Raw genomic sequence first — 17,335 nt, forward strand, 5'->3', positions numbered from 1 at the left:
CGTCGGCCTCCACCCCGGATCCGCCCCGAGCGCCCATGGACGCCCGCTCCGCCCCGGTTCGGCTCGGGCGCGGAGCGCTACGCGCGTCGCAGTACGGCTTCGGCCGTTTCCACGGTGCGGTCGGTGCTCCCGGCCGGGAACATCAGGCCGGCCAGGACGTGCGGCCGGGGTCCGGGTGCGAGCGTGCCGCCTGCGCTACGCGTACCGCGACAGCCACCCTCCTCGGTCTCCACCTCCGATCCTCTCTAGCCTCCGTGCTCCATCAGCAGTTGCAGGTGCGTGAACAGCCGCTCGTTGGGGTCGGAGAGGTCGATGCCGCTGACCGACTCCGCTCTGCGGACCCGGTAGCGCAGCGTGTTGGGGTGGATGTGCAGCCGCCCGGCCGCGGTGCGGACGTCGCCGAACGCCTCCAGGTAGGCGACCAGCGACCGTACGAGCTCGGAGCCGTGCGCGGCGTCGTGCTCGAACAGCCGGGCGGTCCGCGGATCGCGCAGCCGCGGGTCGGCCCGCAAGTGCGCGAGTGTCTCGCTGACCAGCACCCTGGCCCGCACGTCGGAGATCGTGGCCACGTCCATGCCCAGGTCGCGGCTCATCGCGTCGAGGATCCGGTCGGCCTCGCCGCGCGACTCGGTGACGTCGGTGAGCCGCCCCACCACCGATCCCACCGCGCCCTGCACCGCGACCCCCAGCAGCCGGCGGGCCGCCTCGACGATCTTGCGGGTCAGGGCCAGCACCGACGCCTCGGCCGAGCGCCGCGCCAGGTTCGGCAGCAGCACGTAGACCCGCGACCCCAGCGTGGTGACCAGGGCGTCGCGGCGATAGGCCGCGGCGTGCACCGAGATCAGGCTGGTCATCCGGCGGCGCTTCAGTTCGACCTCGGATCGGTCGGCCCGCGACTCCGGTGCGGCCTCGGCCGGCGCGGCCGCTCCGCCGCCCGCGGGCGAGAAGGCGAACGCCGCGACCATGACCGCGTGGTCGTGGTCCACTTCGATGCTGTCGGCCAGCGCCGCGGCCTCGATGCGGCCCTCCAGCAGACCGGCCAGCAGGTCCTCGCGCAGCCGGAGCCCGGCCGTGGCCTCGGTGCGGTGCCGCAGCAGGTGCAGCGCCGTCATGCGGGCCGCGCCCAGCAGGGCCTCTTCCGACTGCGCGGTCAGCGGCGCCGACCCCTCCTGCACCCAGATCGAGCCGAGGGGCTGGGAGCCCGCGCGGATGCCCACGGCCAGCCTGCGCCGGATGCCGAGTTCGGGGTGCTCCTCGATGCGCACCACCTCCTCGCCGGCGCGCAGCCGCTGGAAGACGCCCCATTCGCGCAGCAGCGCCAGGTACTGCTCGGGGCCCTGGCGGCCCAGGACCGACAGCCTGCGGAGTTCGTCGGCGTCCTCCCCGCCGGAGTAGGCGAGCACCCGGCTCGCGGAGTCCTCGATGCTGACCAGCCCGCCGGTGAGCGTGGCGATCGTCTGGGCCAGCGAGAACAGGTCGCCGATGGAGTCGCCGATGTCGGTGTCCAGGGTCAGCCGCGCGTCGTCGACCACGCTGCGGCACAGCGACTGCAACTGCTCCCAGCGCACATCGGGCCGGACGGCGAGCAGCGCCACGCCGGACTCCCCGGCCGTGGCGCGCAGCAGCTCGGCCTCCTCGGCGACGTCGACCTTCACCGCGATCGCCGAGGCCCCGCGCCGCCCGGCCGAGCGGACGAGGTGCGCGGCGCCGCGTCCCCGCACGCCGATCACCAGGACGAGGTCGCCGGCGTAGGGCACCGTCTCGTCCTCGGGGTCGAGGATCACCACGTCGCCGACGGGGACCTCCAGGCCGGCCGGCGCCGCCAGCACGTCCACCAGCGGGGCGCCGACGGCGAGCAGCAGCTCCCGCAGCGGCACCGCTGAGGGGTGTTCGGGCGGCGGCATGGCCGTGTCCATGTCGAGCCCCGCCCCGCCGGGCCTCTGGGAGCCGTCGCGGGGAGGAGAAGGGCCGGTGGCGGGAAGCATGGCACCTCGATTGTCCGATCGGACAACCCAGAGTGCCAAAAAGTGGCCGCGCACCCAAGGCGTTCGGGGCAAAATCCCCATAACGTTTGTCCGGCTCAACGAGGAGACCCAAAGGAGGTAGGTGCCCATGGACGCCGTCACCAACGTTCCCGCTCCGGTGAACGAACCCGTCCTGACGTACGCGCCGGGAAGCCCGGAACGGGCGGAGCTCACCGAGAGGCTCGAAGCGCTGGCCAAGGAGCCGGTCGAGCTGGCCATGACCATCGACGGCGAGCGCCGCATGGGCGGCGGCGAGCGGATCGACGTCGTGCAGCCGCACAGGCACGCATCGGTCCTGGGCACCCTCGCCAACGCGACGCACGACGACGCGCGCGCCGCGATCGCCGCGGCCAAGCGCGCGGCCCCCGCGTGGCGCGCCATGCCCTTCGACGAGCGCGCCGCCATCCTGCTGCGCGCGGCCGACCTGCTGGCCGGCCCGTGGCGCCAGACCCTCAACGCCGCCACCATGCTCGGCCAGTCCAAGACGGCCATCCAGGCCGAGATCGACGCGGCCTGCGAGCTGATCGACTTCTGGCGCTTCAACGTCAGCTTCGCCCGCAGGCTGCTGACCGAGCAGCCCCACAGCCCCGCCGGCCAGTGGAACCGCCTGGAGCAGCGCCCGCTCGAAGGCTTCGTCTACGCGATCACGCCGTTCAACTTCACCGCGATCGCCGGCAACCTGCCCACCGCCCCGGCGCTCATGGGCAACGTCGTGGTCTGGAAGCCCTCGCCCACCCAGCAGTTCGCGGCCGAGCTGACCATGCGGCTGCTGGAGGAGGCGGGGATGCCCCCGGGCGTGATCAACATGGTCACCGGCGACGGCCGCGCGGTCTCCGACGTGGCGCTGAGCGACCCGGATCTGGCCGGCATCCACTTCACCGGCTCCACCCGCACCTTCCAGCACCTGTGGCGGACCGTGGGCGCCAACATCGCCGACTACCGCTCCTACCCGCGCATCGTCGGCGAGACCGGCGGCAAGGACTTCGTCGTCGCGCACTCCTCGGCCGACCCCGACGTGGTGCGCACCGCCCTGGTCCGCGGCGCCTACGAGTTCCAGGGTCAGAAGTGCTCGGCCGCCTCGCGCGCCTTCGTCGCACGCTCGATGTGGGACCGGATGCGCGACGGCCTCGTCGCCGAGGTCGAGTCGCTGACCATGGGCGACGTCACCGACTTCGGCAACTTCATGGGCGCGGTCATCGACCGGCGCTCCTTCGACCGGCTGTCCGGCGTGCTCGACCGGGCGCGCTCGGACTCCTCCCTGGAGGTCCTGGCCGGCGGCACCGCCGACGACTCCGAGGGCTACTTCGTCCGGCCGACCGTGCTGCTCGGCTCCGACCCGGGCCACGACGTCTTCCGCACCGAGTACTTCGGCCCGGTCCTCGCCGTCCACGTCTACGACGACGGCGACTACGACCGGGTGCTCAAGCTGGTCGACGAGGGCTCGCCCTACGCGCTGACCGGCGCGGTGATCGCCAACGACCGCGCGGCGGTGCAGTGGGCGAGCGAGGAGCTGCGCTTCGCGGCCGGCAACTTCTACGTCAACGACAAGCCCACCGGCTCCGTCGTGGGCCAGCAGCCCTTCGGCGGCGCCCGGGCCTCCGGCACCAACGACAAGGCCGGCTCGCCCCAGAACCTGGCGCGCTGGGCCAGCCCCCGCTCGATCAAGGAGACCTTCGTCCCCCCGACGGTCTCCTCCCACCCCCACCAGGGCTGAGCGAGGGGCGAACGCCACCGGCCCCGGGCCGCTCTCGGCCCGATCGTTGCCAGGAGATGGCGGGTACAGGGGGTCGGCTGTCGCGATCGCGCAGTGATGGCGGTACGAGCGGATCCGTGCACATCGGACTCCCCCCGGTGGTCCAGGGGCGCGCGAGACCGCAGGGGCAGGGCTCCCCATACCGTCGGCGCTGCGCGCACTGCGACAGCCGACCCCCTTCTCGGCCGCACCCGTAAAACCTTCTACTGCGAGGTCAACCATGCTTCGTACGTCCCTGCTGATCGCGGCGCGGTCGGCCGGCTGCCGCAAACTGGTCGAGCGCGTCCCGTTCACCCGGAACCTGGTCGCGAGGTTCGTGGCCGGCTCCACGCTGGAGGAGGCGCTTCCCACCGTCGCGCGACTCACCGAGGACCGCCTGGTCACGCTGGACCACCTCGGCGAGGACGTCACCGACGAGGCGCAGGCGCGGACCACCGTCGACGCCTACGCCCGGCTGCTCGGGGAGCTGGACCGCGCCGGTCTGGCCGACCGGGCCGAGGTGTCGGTCAAGCTCTCCGCCGTCGGGCAGTTCCTGCCCGCCGACGGGGAGAAGATCGCACTGGACAACGCCCGGCTGATCTGCGAGGCCGCGGCTGCGGCCGGCACCACGGTGACGCTGGACATGGAGGACCACACCACCACCGACTCCACTCTGGGCATCCTGCGCGAGCTGCGGGTGGACTTCCCGTGGGTCGGCGCGGTGCTCCAGGCCTACCTGCGGCGCACCGAGGCCGACTGCCGCGACCTCGCGCACGAGGGCTCCCGGGTGCGGCTGTGCAAGGGCGCCTACGACGAGCCCGCCTCGGTCGCCTACCGGGACAAGAGCGAGGTGGACCGCTCCTACGTGCGCTGCCTGAAGACCCTCGTGGCCGGGTCGGGGTATCCGATGGTGGCCACCCACGACCCGCGCATGGTCGCGATCGCCGAGCGGCTCGCGGCCGGCGCCGGCCGGTCGGCGCACGACCACGAGTACCAGATGCTGCACGGCATCCGTGAGGCCGAGCAGGTCAGGATCGCCGCGCAGGGCGGGCGCATGCGCGTCTACGTGCCCTACGGCGACGAGTGGTACGGCTACTTCATGCGCCGGCTCGCCGAGCGTCCCGCCAACATCGCCTTCTTCGCCCGCTCGCTGGTCGGCAGCTCCTGAGCGGCACCGCGTGGAACGCCGGTGGGCGCGGCCCCGCTCGCGGGGGCGGGGCCGCCGCACCGGTCAGTAGGGCCGGTCGCCGACGATCGCGACGCGTTCGGCGACGCGCGGGTGCGGGTGGTAGTCGTTGACCGCGTAGTGCTGCGTGGCGCGGTTGTCCCAGAACGCGATCGAGTCGCGCCGCCACTGGAACCGGACCTGGTACTCGGGCGTGTGCGCCTGCTGGAAGAGGTGGCGCAGCAGGAAGTCGCTCTCCTCCTGCTCCAGCCCGACGATGCGGGTGGTGAACGACACGTTCACGAACAGCGTCCGGCGCCCGGTCTCGGGGTGCGTGCGCACCACCGGGTGCTCCACCGGCGGGAAGCGGTCCTGCCATTCGCGCAGCCGGTCCTCGTCCAGGAAGCGGGCGAAGCCGGGGATGACGTCGTGCACGGCGGTGCGCCCGTCGATCCGGTCCCTGACCGCCCGCGGCAGGTTATCGTAGGCCGCCGCCATGTCCGCCCACATCGTGTCGCCGCCCTGCGGCGGCACCTCGCGCAGCCGCAGGATCGCCCCCATGGCCGGGGCGGGCCGCCAGGTCACGTCGGTGTGCCAGACGTTCTCGTAGCTCGGCGGCATCGCCCCCTTGGTGAACCGCGCGATGTGGGCGTCGTCGCCCTGGTCGATGAAGGGGTTCGTCTCCAGTTCGCCCCACATGCGGCCGATCTCCTGCTGCCGCTGCGGCGTGATCGGCTGGTCGCGGAAGAAGATCACCTTGAACTCCAGCAGCGCGCGGTGGAGTTCGGCGCGCAGCCGCTCGCTGATCGGTTCGCGCAGGTCCACGCCGCGGATCTCGGCGCCGATGACCCGTCCGAGGGGGTGCGCCTCGAACAGCTCGTAGGGCCGCTCCTCGGTTCCCTCGGGCAGCCGGCGGAGCAGGCGCGGCCCTTCGACCAGCGCCTCGTCCACGGTCCTGGTCTGCCGGACCTCGGCGGGGGAGGTCTCGGTGGTCGTCACGGTCACGGTTGTACACCTTTCCAGTGGGTAATACGGAGTGATTCAGCGGGCGGGAACGGGAGCGGGAGGCCGTCGGCGCGGCACAGCGGTGCACGGGGATCCCGGCGAGCACGCGCGCGAAGGACGCGCGTCCGGGCTGCGGAGGCCGCGGGCGCGGCGGGACGCCGCCGCGTCGGTGCCGATGCGGAAGAGGAAGAGGCCGGGCAGTCGAGAGCGCCCGGCGGGATCAGACGCGCGGAGGAGAGCCCAGGCGGCCGCGCAGGCGCAGAACGCCCGCCACGCCGCGACGCACCCAGAGAACGGAGTCGGACCGGTGAACGGCCGGAAGGTGCTGGGAACGCAACGTCATGGTCCGAGCATGCGGACAGGAGGCGCCGCCTGTCAATGGGGCGGGCCGCAGCGGGGCCGACCGGGGGAACACGGAACGGTTCCGTGATGCGGCGCGGGAACTCGGGGAAGGGCCCGTGCGTTACCTTGAGCGCAGGACAATTACGCCCTGAAAGGCTTGCACAGACATGAGGATGATGCGGAGCTCCAACCCCGTTCTCAAACGGGCGATGTCGTCTGGGCGGGGAGGTGCCGGGGCTCAGTCCTATCAGGGACCCTACGGCCAGGGCCCCTACCAGCAGGGATACGGCCAGCCGTATCAGCAGCAAGGGTACGGTCAGCCCTACCAGCAGGGATACGCGGGCTATCCGCCGCAGGGCCAGGCCCCGTACCAGCAGCCGGGGTACGGCCAGCCCTACCAGCAGCCGGGTCGCCCGATGGGCGACGCCGACTCCCGCCCGATGACGATCGACGACGTCGTCATGCGCACCGGTATGACGATCGGCACGGTCGTCGTGACGGCCGCCCTGTCGTTCTTCCTGTTCGGCGCCGCGCCGGGGCTCGGCATGGCCCTGACCTTCGGCGGCATGATCGTCGGCCTGATCCTCGGCCTGGTCGTCGCGTTCAAGCAGTCGACCAACCCGGCTCTGATCCTGCTCTACGCCGCGGCCGAGGGCCTGTTCATCGGAGGCATCAGCCGGGTCTTCGAACTCTCCCTCCCGAACACCCCCACCGGCTCACTGGTGACGCAGGCGGTCTTCGGCACCATCTTCGCCTTCGCCGCGATGCTGGCGCTGTACCGCCTCCGGGTCATCCGGGTGACCAACACCTTCGTCAAGGTCGTCTCGGCCGCCCTCGTCGCGGCCCTGGTGCTGATCCTGGTCAACCTGGTCGTCGGCTTCTTCATCCCCGGCGGCCTCGGCATCCGCGAGGCCGGCCCGCTGGGCATCATCGTGTCGCTGGTCATGATCGTGATCGCCTGCGCCACGCTCGCCATCGAGTTCAAGGGCATCGAGGACGGCATCGCCGCCGGCATCCCGAACCGCTTCGCCTGGCAGTTCGCGTTCGGCCTGACCGTCTCGCTGGTCTGGCTCTACATCGAGATGCTGCGCCTGCTCTGGATGATCCAGGCGATCTTCAGCGGCGACTAGTCCCGGTCCCGCCGCACACGAAGAGCGCCTCGCCCGGTGACCGGGCGAGGCGCTCTTCCTTTCCTCTGGACTCTCTACCTCTGGACTGTGACGGACGGTCCTCAGGAACGCTGGGACGGGACCGGTGAGCGGTTGCGGCGGCGCTTGTCGTACTCCTGGACGATGGCGCGGGCGTAACCGTGGCTCAGTCCGTGTTCATCGGCGAGCCAGTTCGTGCGTTCGGAACAGCGGGTCAGAGCCGGGCCGTTCTCGAGCTGGTCGAACCACTCGTGGAGTTCGCGGCCTGTGACGGTTGGAATACGGGCGATAAGCAGCGCGTGCGTCTCCGGCGAGTGGGTTACCGACATTGGCACCTCCGAGAGTGAGCGGCACTTACCAGCGACACTGCAACAGGATCTCGATTTGGACAAGACCTGGGGCCCAGCTTTTACGTTACTTTCGATCGACCGGTTTTTAGCGAACGGTTCACACGCCGTTGGCGGCGCTGTCACCAGCCCAAACGCGGTGCCCGACACGCCAAAGCGGGGCATCCCATGCGGAATGCCCCGCTCAGTGCGAAAAGCGGACCGGCGGGAAGCGGTGGGCTGCGCGGTCGGCTTCCCGCCCTCCACTGCGGCTCAGCTCAGCCGCCGGTGTGTCCGGTCGCGTTGAGCTTCGCCTCCGTTGCGGGCGGGAAGCGGTGGGCTGCGCGGTCGGCTTCCCGCCCTCCACTGCGGCTCAGCTCAGCCGCTCGAAGACCGCGGCCATTCCCTGGCCCCCGCCCACGCACATGGTCTCCAGGCCGAAGGTCTTGTCGTGGAACTGCAGGCCGTTGAGCAGGGTGGTGGTGATCCTGGCGCCGGTCATGCCGAACGGGTGCCCCACCGCGATCGCACCGCCGTTGACGTTGAGCTGACGGTCGATGTCGATGCCCAGGTCGTCGGCCGAGGGCAGCACCTGCGCGGCGAACGCCTCGTTGATCTCCACCAGGTCGATGTCGTCGATGGCCATGTTGGCGCGCGCCAGGGCCTGGCGCGAAGCCCCCACCGGGCCCAGGCCCATGATCTCCGGGGACAGCGCGCTGACGCCGGTCGAGACGATCCGGGCCAGCGGGGTGATCCCCAGTTCGGCGGCCTTGGTGTCGCTCATGATCACCACGGCGGCGGCGCCGTCGTTGAGCGGGCAGCAGTTGCCGGCCGTCACGGTGCCGTCGGGCCTGAACACCGGCTTGAGCTCGGAGACCTTCTCGTAGGTGGTGCCGCGCCGCGGTCCGTCGTCGATGCTGACCACCGTGCCGTCGGGCAGCGTCACGGGCGTGATCTCGCGCTCCCAGAAGCCGTTGTCCATCGACTTCTCGGCGAGGTTCTGCGAGCGGACGCCGAACTCGTCCTGGCGCTGCCGGGACAGGCCGCGCGTCTGCACGACGTTCTCGGCGGTCTGGCCCATGGCGATGTAGACGTCGGGGACCTGGCCGTCCTCGCGCGGGTCGCGCCAGGTGCCGACGCCGCCCTCGGCGCGCTTGGCCGTGCGTGCCTCGGCGTCGGCGAACAGCGGATTCTTGGTGTCGGGCAGCGAATCGCTGTTGCCCTTCACGAAGCGGCTCACCATCTCCACCCCGGCGGAGACGAACACGTCGCCCTCGCCGGCCTTGATGGCGTGGTAGGCCATGCGGGTCGTCTGCAGCGACGAGGAGCAGTAGCGGGTGATGGTCGCGCCGGGGACGCCGTCGAGACCGAGCTGCACCGCGATCACCCGCGCCAGGTTGTTGCCCTGCTCGCCGCCTGGCAGGCCACAACCGAGCAGCAGGTCCTCGATGCTGCCGGGATCCAATTGCGGGACCTTGGCGAGCGCGGCGGTGATGATCTGCGCGGCCAGGTCGTCGGGGCGGATGTCCTTCAGGGAGCCCTTGAAGGCCCGTCCGATCGGGGAACGCGCGGTCGCGACGATGACGGCTTCAGGCATGCTCGCGGCCCTTCTCTAGAGTGAGCTGGCAGACCGGTTGGTCGGTCTGTGGTTACCCGCACGTTAACGTGTCGATGTCCCCGCGTCTGCCCTCGGGGCGGCGGTAATCACATCCGTGTCGGATTCCGGTGCGTCCTCGCTGCTCAGAGCGTTTTCCTTGGGTCGGCGGCGCAGGAGGGTGGCCCAGCGTCCCCGCGGCCCGCGCTCGCGCCCGGCGACCTTGGCGCCGCTGACCTCCGTGCCCGCGCGCTCCGCGGCCTCGACGGCCGCGACGTCCACCGGCAGCACGCCCTCGCCGCGCCGGACGTCGGGCAGCGTCTCCAGGTCGGGCATCAGGCCCAGCGCCGCGCACGCCGACGGCAGCACCGCGGAGGCCGCCTGAGCGTAGCCGCGGGCCGAGGGGTGGAACCGGTCGGGGCCGAACATCTCGTCCGGGTACAGCAGGAACTCGTCGGTCAGCAGGTTGCTCAGCGACACGGTGCGCCCGCCTTCCTCGACCACCGCGATGGTCTGGGCGGCGGCGAGCTGGCGGGAGGCGCGGCGCGCGATGTAGCGCAGCGGCTGCGCGATGGGCTGCACCGACCCGAGGTCGGGGCAGGTGCCCACGACGACGGCGCAGCCCATCCCGATCAGCTCGCGCACGACGTGCTGCAGGGAGCGCACGGAGTCGGCCGGCCGGATCCGGTGGATGACGTCGTTGGCGCCGATGAAGATGACCACCAGGTCGGGCGGCCGCTTGCGGATCCTGTCCAACTGGGCCATGAGGTCCTTGGAGGTGGCGCCCACCCTGGCGGTGTTGCGCAGCCTGACCGGGCGCTCGGCGACCGCCGAGATGCCGCCGGCCAGCAGGCTCGCCGGGGTCTGCAGCGCATCGGTGACCGCGAACCCGGCCGCGGTGGAGTCGCCCATCATCACGAACGAGACCGGCTCGCCGTCCCCGGTCCCGTACACCGCGTTGACCTTCGGGGAGCGCCATTCGGTGAATCCCACGGCCTTGTGGGCGGCTTTTGCCTGGAGGTACAGAAGAGCGACGGTGCTGGCCCCCAGAACGGTCAGCCCGCCGCCGCCGAAGGCCGTCGCGGTGGCTATTCTCCGAGCTCGCGCAGCGCGCAGCACCATACCTTCGCCTCCCAAACACTCGAGCGCGTCGGTCCTCGTGTTCGGCTACTCACCAGTAAGGCTACGCCACCGGGCCGACACGGCGCCGGAGTCGTCCTTCTCCGCTGTCTCCACTGTGGCCCGGGCGGGTGGCCGTCGCGTTAAAGTCGGGAAAAGCGGGCCTGACCGGCCCGGGCGCGGCGCGGGCCGCCGTGCGCGAACCAGAGCGGCGCCGCGAGATCCGCGGCCGTTGCGGACAGTAAGGGGGAACCGCGGGTGCGGGTCTACGATTCATTGATCGAACTGGTCGGCGATACCCCGCTGGTGCGGTTGACCAAGCTCACGGCCGGCCTGGCGCCCACGGTGCTGGCCAAGGTCGAGTACTTCAACCCCGGCGGTTCGGTGAAGGACCGGATCGCGCTGCGCATGGTCGAGGACGCCGAGAAGAAGGGGCTGCTCAAGCCCGGCGGCACCATCGTCGAGCCGACGTCGGGCAACACCGGCGTGGGCCTGGCCATCGTGGCGGCCGAGAAGGGCTACCGCTGCGTCTTCGTCTGCCCGGACAAGGTGGGCACCGACAAACTGTCGGTGCTGCGCGCCTACGGGGCCGAGGTGGTGGTCTGCCCGACGACGGTCGCGCCGGACCACCCCGACTCCTACTACTCGGTGTCGGACCGGCTGGCCTCGACCATCCCCGGGGCCTGGAAGCCCGACCAGTACGCCAACTCCAACAATCCCGAGTCGCACTACCGGACCACCGGCCCCGAGATCTGGGAGCAGACCGAGGGGAAGGTCACCCACTTCGTGGCCGGCATCGGCACGGGCGGCACGATCAGCGGCGCCGGCCGCTACCTCAAGGAGGTCTCCGGCGGCAGGGTGAAGGTCATCGGCGCCGACCCGGAGGGCTCGGTCTACTCCGGCGGCACCGGGCGTCCCTACCTGGTGGAGGGCGTCGGCGAGGACATCTGGCCCGACACCTACGACACCTCCGTGTGCGACGAGGTCATCGCGGCCAGCGACAAGGAGTCGTTCCTGATGACCCGCCGCCTGGCCAAGGAGGAGTCGCTGCTGGTCGGCGGCTCCTGCGGGCTGGCCGTCGTCGCCGCGCTGCGGGTCGCCGCCACCGCGGGGCCCGACGATGTGATCGTGGTGCTGCTGCCCGACGGCGGCCGCGGCTACCTCACCAAGATCTTCAACGACGAGTGGATGGCCGACTACGGCTTCCTCTCGACCGAGACCGAGGAGGCCACCGCAGCCGACGTGCTCCGAGGCAAGGGCGTGACGCTCCCGGAGTTCGTGCACACCCACCCGCACGAGACGGTGGGCACGGCCGTGGCGATCATGCGCGAGTACGGGGTGTCGCAGTTGCCGGTCATGAAGGAGGAGCCGCCGGTCATGGCCGCCGAGGTGGTCGGCTCCATCGCCGAGCGCGACCTGCTCGACGCGCTGTTCAACGGCCGTGCGCAGCTCGACGACCCGGTGGAGTCCCACATGGGCGCCCCGCTGCCGATGGTCGGCTCCGGCGAGCCGGTGAGCCGCTGCGTGGAGCTGCTGCAGCGGGCCGGCGCCGTGGTGGTGCTGGTCGACGGCAAGCCCGCCGGCGTGCTGACGCGCCAGGACCTTCTCACGCACCTGTCCCACTGACCGGTGTTCGACGATCGGGTCCGCGCAGGGGCCGACCGCCGCAGTGCGCGCAGCGCCGGCGGCACAGCGGATCCGAGCTCGGGAGTCCCGCCTCGCCCCGCCGACGCGGCATCGGGGCTCGATGGGACCGTGCCGGGCGGCCCGCCGTTCGCGGCGGGCCGCGTCCGGGGCCGCGGGGCCGCCCGCCGGGACCGCGGCGCCCTGACCCGGTCCGGCCCTCCCGATCGGCCCGTATTACTGTTTGCCTGGTCATTACCAGCGAGTAAGTGAGGGTCAGGTGTCGCGGCTGCTCTCCTGGATCGTGCGCACGACGTGGTCGTGGGCCCGCCGCAAGGCCGACGTCCGCGCGGGCTCGCGCGCGGCGCGGCGGTTCGCCGCCTACGGCGAAGGCACCTCGATCGCGTTCCCGCCGGCCACGATCTTCGGCGAACCCTGGATCGAGTTGGGCGCGCACACCCTGCTCGGCGGGGACATCACGCTCACCGCCGGCTTCGTCCCGGGCCTGGACCTGGGGCCCCGGCCGCTGATCCGGATCGGCGACGGCTGCACGATCGGCCGCGGTTCGCACCTGGTCGCGCACACCTCCATCGAGGTGGGCGACCACGTCTTCACCGGGCCCTACGTCTACATCACCGACCAGAACCACGTCTACACCGACACCGAGGTGCCCGTCGGCCGGCAGTGGCCCGCCGACGCCCCGGTGCGCATCGGCGCGGGCACCTGGATCGGCGCGAACGCGGTGATCCTGCCCGGCGTCCGCCTGGGCCGCAACTGCGTGGTCGCCGCGAGCTCGGTGGTCCGCCCCGGCGCCTACCCCGACCACAGCGTCATCGCCGGCGTCCCCGGCCGCGTCGTGCGCCGCTACGATCCCGAGGCCGGCTGGACGCCGCCGCTGCGGGGATCGGGCGCGGGGGATTCGGTGGACGGCGCCGGCGCCATGCCGCCGGAGGTCTGAGCGGCCCCGCCGCCCTGCGTCCTTCGCGGCGGCGGCGAAGCGCGGCTAGCCTGGCAGCATGACGTTCGAGGGCTTTGAGACGCTGGCCATCCACGCTGGTCAGGAGGCCGATGCCGAGACCGGCGCGGTCGTGGTTCCCATTTATCAGACGAGCACCTACCGGCAGGACGGCGTCGGCGGGCTGCGCGGGGGTTATGAGTACACCCGCACCGGCAACCCCACCCGTGCCTCGCTGGAGGAGTGCGTGGCCGCGCTGGAGGCCGGCGCGCGGGGGCTGGCGTTCGCCTCGGGCATGGCGGCCGAGGACACGCTGCTGCGCACCGTCGCCGGGCCCGGTGACCACGTCGTCATCCCCGGTGACGCCTACGGCGGCACGTTCCGGCTGTTCGCCAAGGTCCTGCAGCGGTGGGGAGTGAGCTGGGACGCGGTGCCGCTGTCCGACGCCGAGGCGGTGCGCGCCGCCGTACGGCCGGAGACCGTCGCCGTCTGGGCGGAGACCCCGACGAACCCGCTGCTCAACATCGCCGACATCGCGGTGCTGGCCGACATCGCGCACGAGGCCGACGCGCTGCTCGTGGTCGACAACACCTTCGCCTCGCCCTACCTGCAGCGGCCGATCACGCTGGGGGCCGACGTCGTCGTGCACTCGACGACCAAGTACCTCGGCGGGCACTCCGACGTGGTCGGCGGCGCGCTGGTGACGGCCGATCCGGAGCTGGGGGAGCGGGTGGCGTTCCACCAGAACACGATGGGCGCCGTCGCGGGCCCGTTCGACGCCTGGCTGACCCTGCGCGGCATCAAGACGCTGGGGGTGCGGATGGACCGGCACTGCGCCAACGCCGAGCGGATCGTCGAGGAGCTGGCGCGGCACCCGCGCGTCGGGCAGATCCTCTACCCCGGTCTGCCCGAGCACCCGGGGCACAAGACCGCCGTGGACCAGATGCGCGCCTTCGGCGGCATGGTCTCGTTCCGGCTGCGCGACGGCGAGGAGGCCGCCCTGCGCGTCTGCGACCGCACCCGCGTCTTCACGCTGGCCGAATCGCTGGGCGGCGTCGAGTCGCTGATCGAGCATCCGGGCCGGATGACCCACGCTTCGACCGCGGGCTCCCCGCTGGAGGTCCCCTCCGATCTGGTCCGCATCTCCGTCGGCATCGAATCGGCCGACGACCTGGTCGCCGACCTCCTCCAGGCCCTGGAGGGCTGACACCCCGCGCCGCGCCGACCGGCCGCCGCCCCTCCTCGGGAGCGGCGGCCGGCTCACGTCCCGATCACCGCACCGCCGCGGTGCCGTAGGCGGCCAGGCGCCGGTCGAAGCCGTCGCCGTAGTCGTGGAACGAGCGGTGCTGCGGGCGCTCCGGGACTCCCCGCACCGTCCCGCCGAGCACGCCCTCGACGATGTCGGCCACCTGCTCCGGCTCCGGCAGCAGGCCGCCCGGCAGGTAGCGGACCGCGGCCAGTGGAACCCACCCCTGCTCGTCCATCCGGCCGAACCGCCATCCGCTCTCCTCGTCCCAGACGAAGCGCAGGCGCTTCCCCGCGCCGTCCGAAACGATGACCGTCACGTCCCGCGGATCCATCGGGTCGTTCCAGTGGCCGTCCACGCGCACGCCGCGCGACTCCAGTTCGGCGGCGACGGCGTTGACATAGGGCTCGGGCAGCAGCACCCACTCGCGGGAGTAGGGCTTCGGTAGCGCTGCGGCGGTGCCGTTGTTTCTCACGGCGGATTCCTTCGACTAGGCGGATTGCGGAGAAGACAGGCGCTGCCGTTTCTGCGGCAACACCTGGTGCAGCGGAACAGTATGTGTTTCTGTGCGGACCGGGTCGCCTTCCGCGGCCTCTTTGCCAAGCTTTTGACGGAGGAGCCGCGGAAAACGGACACCGCGTGCCCGGCGGTGCTGCCGGCACGCGGCGTCGTACGTGGGTCTGCCGATCACGGGAGTCCCCGCGCCCGCTCAGGCAAACGCTCTGGGCAGGCCGGAGGAGTCCTCGTCATCGTCGGTTTCCGTCGTGGCGTTGGTGTGTCGGAAATGCAGGCCGACGACCCGGCGTCCGGCGCCGGAGAGGCCGTCGCTCTCCGACTCGTCCCGGAGCGAGTGGTAACCGCGCTTCCGGTCCTCTTTCTTCATGCCGATGATCACCGCCCCGTAGAACCCGGCCGCGATGCCGAAGCCCACGAGGGCCACCACCAGGAGGATGGTCATGGATTCCCCTCCTCTTGCACCTTCCGCGTGTGCGCCCGTCCTGCGCTCACGCGGCCTCGGACACGGGATGTCCGAGAGGGCGAAGAATGAACCGCAGGATCCAGATCTTTGGGCTCATGCGATTCATTCTCACAACTCCAACAATGGGACATGGGCTAGGTAGAGTCAAGGCCATTGAGTAGAATTATGGGTACGAATCGGTTACCAAGGAGAATCCATGGCGGCACGGCACGTTGAAATCGCTGAGGACCTCCTCGCCGGCATCGAGAACGGCCGCTATCCGCCAGGAGGCCACCTGCCGACCGAGGACGCACTGATGGTGCACTACGCGACCTCCCGCAACACCGTGCGGCGCGCCCTGGAGAGGCTGGCCAACCTGGGGCGCATCGACACCAGGCAGGGCAGCGGCAGCCAGGTGCGCGAGTACAAGCCCATCACGCACCTCGCGTCGTCGATCAAGGGCGCGGCCGACGACGAGCGCTGGTCGGAGTACGCCGCCCGGCTCAGGGAGAAGCAGGAGGGCGTGCCGCACCAGACCCTGAAGGTCGGTTTCGAGGCCGCGACGGGCATGATCGCCAGGCTGCTGGACCTCAACCCCTCCGAGACCGAGGGGTTCGTCGTCATCCGGCGCTGCGACCGCGTCGTGGACGGCAAGCTGTGGGAGCGGCAGATCTCCTACTACCCCGAGGACATCGCCGTCGGCACCGAGCTGATGCGGCCCGAGGACATCAAGCGGGGCACGATCACGGTCCTGGCCGAACTCGGCTACGAGCAGACGGGGTCGTGGGACGTCGTGGGCGCGCGGATGCCCTCGCCCAAGGACTCCGCCCTCTTCGGCCTCGGCCCCGGCGTGCCGCTGCTCGTGCACGAGCGCGCCGCCTTCGCCGGCATCCGGCCCATCCGCTTCACCAAGACGTTCATCCCGGCCGACCGCCACCAACTGCTCTACGCCGAAGGGGAGATCTCGCCCGATCTGCTGAAGTCGGCCTCCGACGTGAACATCTTCGACCACTGATTCCCGGCCGTTTCGAATCGAACGCGGTCCGGGAGAAAGGGAGGGAGCCGGGGCCGAATCCGAACTCCATATTCCGCGGATCCGCCGCCCGGCGGAGCGGCGCGGACAGATGGGATATCCCGCAGGTAAGACAACAGTGCGGGATGAGATCGGTCATGCTCTCCCACAAGGGGGTATAGCACTACCGATCGCCAACCCCGGATGGAGAGGTCTTTCGGTGACCATGGAATCCCCCCGTTTCACCTACCGCGCAGCCCTGGAAAGGGTGCGCGGCGGTGGGGTCGACGCCGACGCCCTGGACGACCAGATCGCGAGAGCCGGGCGCCGGCCGAGCAAGACCGGTTTCGCCGTGGGCACCGAGACGCCGCCGGAGGAGGTGGCCGGCGCAGTGGGGTCGCCGGCGCTGGTGCGCCGATCGGTGCGCTGCGTGGACGGGAGCCCCGCCGCGATCGAGACGTCCTACTACCCGCTGGACATCGCTTCGGGGACCGAGCTGGAGACCCACGGGGACATCGCGCGCGGCACGATCAACGTGCTCGCCGAGCTCGGGCACGCCCAGGTGCGCTACGTCGACGACGTCGCGGCGCGGATGCCGAGCGCCGACGAGGCCGCGGAGCTGGGGATCGGCGCCGACATCCCGGTCCTGCGGGTCGACCGCACCGCGTTCTCGACCGACCGCGCGATCCGGGTGACCCGCACGGTGACGGTGACCGGAACCGGACACGGCATGCCCTACCGCTACGAGGTGGGGAGTTCGGGGGCCGCGTCGTGACCGCGGGCGGCTGACGCCGCCGCGGGGTGGCCGGACGGGAGTGTGCGGGCGGCTGCCGGAAGATGGGCGGGGCGCGGACGTCGGCTCGGCCGGCGAACGGCCCGCACGGGTGGTTCGGCGCTCCGGCGCCGGAAGAGGGGCGGGGCCGCCCCGGTTCAGGCCGCGCCGAACAGGGGGACGGGGCGCGGCGCCGGTGCGATCCCTTTGGGGGCCTTCGGCCGCGCGAGAGGATCGCCCGGTCACCGCGGATCCCTCCTTGGGGTGATGTCAAAGACCCCCAGAGGCCAAGGTCGAAACTCACGTCGACCTTG

At 71.5% G+C, this 17,335-nt stretch carries 15 protein-coding genes; 8 read left to right on the forward strand and 7 right to left on the reverse strand.

Annotation, left to right across the window (positions count from 1 at the left end):
* Positions 1-245: 245 nt before the first annotated feature.
* Positions 246-1,904, reverse strand: coding sequence for a helix-turn-helix domain-containing protein (locus HDA32_RS03405; RefSeq protein WP_246334645.1), 1,659 nt, complete (start codon positions 1,902-1,904; stop codon positions 246-248).
* Positions 1,905-2,112: 208 nt separating this feature from the next.
* On the opposite strand from HDA32_RS03405, the gene pruA reads away from it, so the two are divergent.
* The gene (gene pruA / locus HDA32_RS03410; RefSeq protein ID WP_179646441.1) at positions 2,113-3,738 is read left to right on the forward strand and encodes an L-glutamate gamma-semialdehyde dehydrogenase; all 1,626 of its coding nucleotides are present in this window, start codon (positions 2,113-2,115) and stop codon (positions 3,736-3,738) included.
* Between the two features lie 259 nt (positions 3,739-3,997).
* The gene (locus HDA32_RS03415; RefSeq protein ID WP_179641769.1) at positions 3,998-4,924 is read left to right on the forward strand and encodes a proline dehydrogenase family protein; all 927 of its coding nucleotides are present in this window, start codon (positions 3,998-4,000) and stop codon (positions 4,922-4,924) included.
* Positions 4,925-4,987: 63 nt separating this feature from the next.
* Here the strand turns inward: HDA32_RS03415 and HDA32_RS03420 are convergent, their stop codons facing one another.
* Positions 4,988-5,920 carry a TauD/TfdA dioxygenase family protein gene (locus HDA32_RS03420; protein WP_179646442.1) on the reverse strand — a complete coding sequence of 311 codons (933 nt, stop codon included), beginning with the start codon at positions 5,918-5,920 and terminating at the stop codon, positions 4,988-4,990.
* 515 nt (positions 5,921-6,435) lie between these two features.
* Between HDA32_RS03420 and HDA32_RS03425 the strand changes: the two genes are divergently transcribed.
* On the forward strand, positions 6,436-7,398 hold the full coding sequence (locus HDA32_RS03425; protein WP_179641770.1) for a Bax inhibitor-1/YccA family protein: 963 nt from the start codon (positions 6,436-6,438) through the stop codon (positions 7,396-7,398).
* A gap of 101 nt (positions 7,399-7,499) precedes the next feature.
* On the opposite strand, the gene HDA32_RS03430 is transcribed toward HDA32_RS03425, so the two are convergent.
* The 3 genes from HDA32_RS03430 to HDA32_RS03440 all read right to left on the reverse strand — a co-directional run bounded on the left by HDA32_RS03430 (position 7,500) and on the right by HDA32_RS03440 (position 10,455).
* Complete coding sequence (locus HDA32_RS03430; protein WP_179641771.1) at positions 7,500-7,745, reverse strand: DUF4287 domain-containing protein; 246 nt, start codon at positions 7,743-7,745, stop codon at positions 7,500-7,502.
* Between the two features lie 370 nt (positions 7,746-8,115).
* Entirely contained in the window at positions 8,116-9,339 is a 1,224-nt protein-coding gene (locus HDA32_RS03435; protein ID WP_179641772.1) for an acetyl-CoA C-acetyltransferase, read from the reverse strand.
* A 63-nt stretch (positions 9,340-9,402) separates the two neighbouring features.
* Positions 9,403-10,455 carry an SGNH/GDSL hydrolase family protein gene (locus HDA32_RS03440; RefSeq protein WP_179646443.1) on the reverse strand — a complete coding sequence of 351 codons (1,053 nt, stop codon included), beginning with the start codon at positions 10,453-10,455 and terminating at the stop codon, positions 9,403-9,405.
* A gap of 258 nt (positions 10,456-10,713) precedes the next feature.
* Here HDA32_RS03440 and HDA32_RS03445 point away from each other — a divergent pair, with 258 nt between their 5' ends.
* From HDA32_RS03445 to HDA32_RS03455, 3 genes are all read left to right on the forward strand, one after another.
* Positions 10,714-12,081 (forward strand): cystathionine beta-synthase, encoded by a 1,368-nt coding sequence (locus HDA32_RS03445; RefSeq protein WP_179641773.1) that lies wholly within the window; start codon positions 10,714-10,716, stop codon positions 12,079-12,081.
* Between the two features lie 277 nt (positions 12,082-12,358).
* A complete protein-coding gene (locus HDA32_RS03450; protein ID WP_179641774.1) occupies positions 12,359-13,036 on the forward strand; it encodes an acyltransferase in 678 nt (225 codons plus the stop codon).
* Positions 13,037-13,094: 58 nt separating this feature from the next.
* Entirely contained in the window at positions 13,095-14,240 is a 1,146-nt protein-coding gene (locus HDA32_RS03455) for a cystathionine gamma-synthase (protein WP_179641775.1), read from the forward strand.
* A gap of 64 nt (positions 14,241-14,304) precedes the next feature.
* Here HDA32_RS03455 and HDA32_RS03460 read toward each other — a convergent pair whose 3' ends face one another.
* A complete protein-coding gene (locus HDA32_RS03460; RefSeq protein WP_179641776.1) occupies positions 14,305-14,754 on the reverse strand; it encodes a DUF6292 family protein in 450 nt (149 codons plus the stop codon).
* 234 nt (positions 14,755-14,988) lie between these two features.
* Positions 14,989-15,237, reverse strand: coding sequence for a hypothetical protein (locus HDA32_RS03465; protein ID WP_246334215.1), 249 nt, complete (start codon positions 15,235-15,237; stop codon positions 14,989-14,991).
* Between the two features lie 217 nt (positions 15,238-15,454).
* Between HDA32_RS03465 and HDA32_RS03470 the strand changes: the two genes are divergently transcribed.
* Both HDA32_RS03470 and HDA32_RS03475 read left to right on the forward strand, forming a co-directional pair.
* Positions 15,455-16,252 (forward strand): GntR family transcriptional regulator, encoded by a 798-nt coding sequence (locus tag HDA32_RS03470; RefSeq protein ID WP_179641777.1) that lies wholly within the window; start codon positions 15,455-15,457, stop codon positions 16,250-16,252.
* A 223-nt stretch (positions 16,253-16,475) separates the two neighbouring features.
* Entirely contained in the window at positions 16,476-17,024 is a 549-nt protein-coding gene (locus HDA32_RS03475; protein WP_179641778.1) for a UTRA domain-containing protein, read from the forward strand.
* Positions 17,025-17,335 lie beyond the last annotated feature (311 nt).

This window comes from Spinactinospora alkalitolerans, assembly GCF_013408795.1.
GTDB lineage: Bacteria > Actinomycetota > Actinomycetes > Streptosporangiales > Streptosporangiaceae > Spinactinospora > Spinactinospora alkalitolerans.

Coding starts and splice junctions, on each gene's coding strand:
- HDA32_RS03405 (WP_246334645.1), bottom strand. CDS start 1,904: ATGCCGCCGCCCGAACACCCCTCAGCGGTGCCGCTGCGGGAGCTGCTG.
- pruA (WP_179646441.1), top strand. CDS start 2,113: ATGGACGCCGTCACCAACGTTCCCGCTCCGGTGAACGAACCCGTCCTG.
- HDA32_RS03415 (WP_179641769.1), top strand. CDS start 3,998: ATGCTTCGTACGTCCCTGCTGATCGCGGCGCGGTCGGCCGGCTGCCGC.
- HDA32_RS03425 (WP_179641770.1), top strand. CDS start 6,436: ATGAGGATGATGCGGAGCTCCAACCCCGTTCTCAAACGGGCGATGTCG.
- HDA32_RS03430 (WP_179641771.1), bottom strand. CDS start 7,745: ATGTCGGTAACCCACTCGCCGGAGACGCACGCGCTGCTTATCGCCCGT.
- HDA32_RS03435 (WP_179641772.1), bottom strand. CDS start 9,339: ATGCCTGAAGCCGTCATCGTCGCGACCGCGCGTTCCCCGATCGGACGG.
- HDA32_RS03455 (WP_179641775.1), top strand. CDS start 13,095: ATGACGTTCGAGGGCTTTGAGACGCTGGCCATCCACGCTGGTCAGGAG.
- HDA32_RS03465 (WP_246334215.1), bottom strand. CDS start 15,237: ATGACCATCCTCCTGGTGGTGGCCCTCGTGGGCTTCGGCATCGCGGCC.
- HDA32_RS03470 (WP_179641777.1), top strand. CDS start 15,455: ATGGCGGCACGGCACGTTGAAATCGCTGAGGACCTCCTCGCCGGCATC.
- HDA32_RS03475 (WP_179641778.1), top strand. CDS start 16,476: ATGGAATCCCCCCGTTTCACCTACCGCGCAGCCCTGGAAAGGGTGCGC.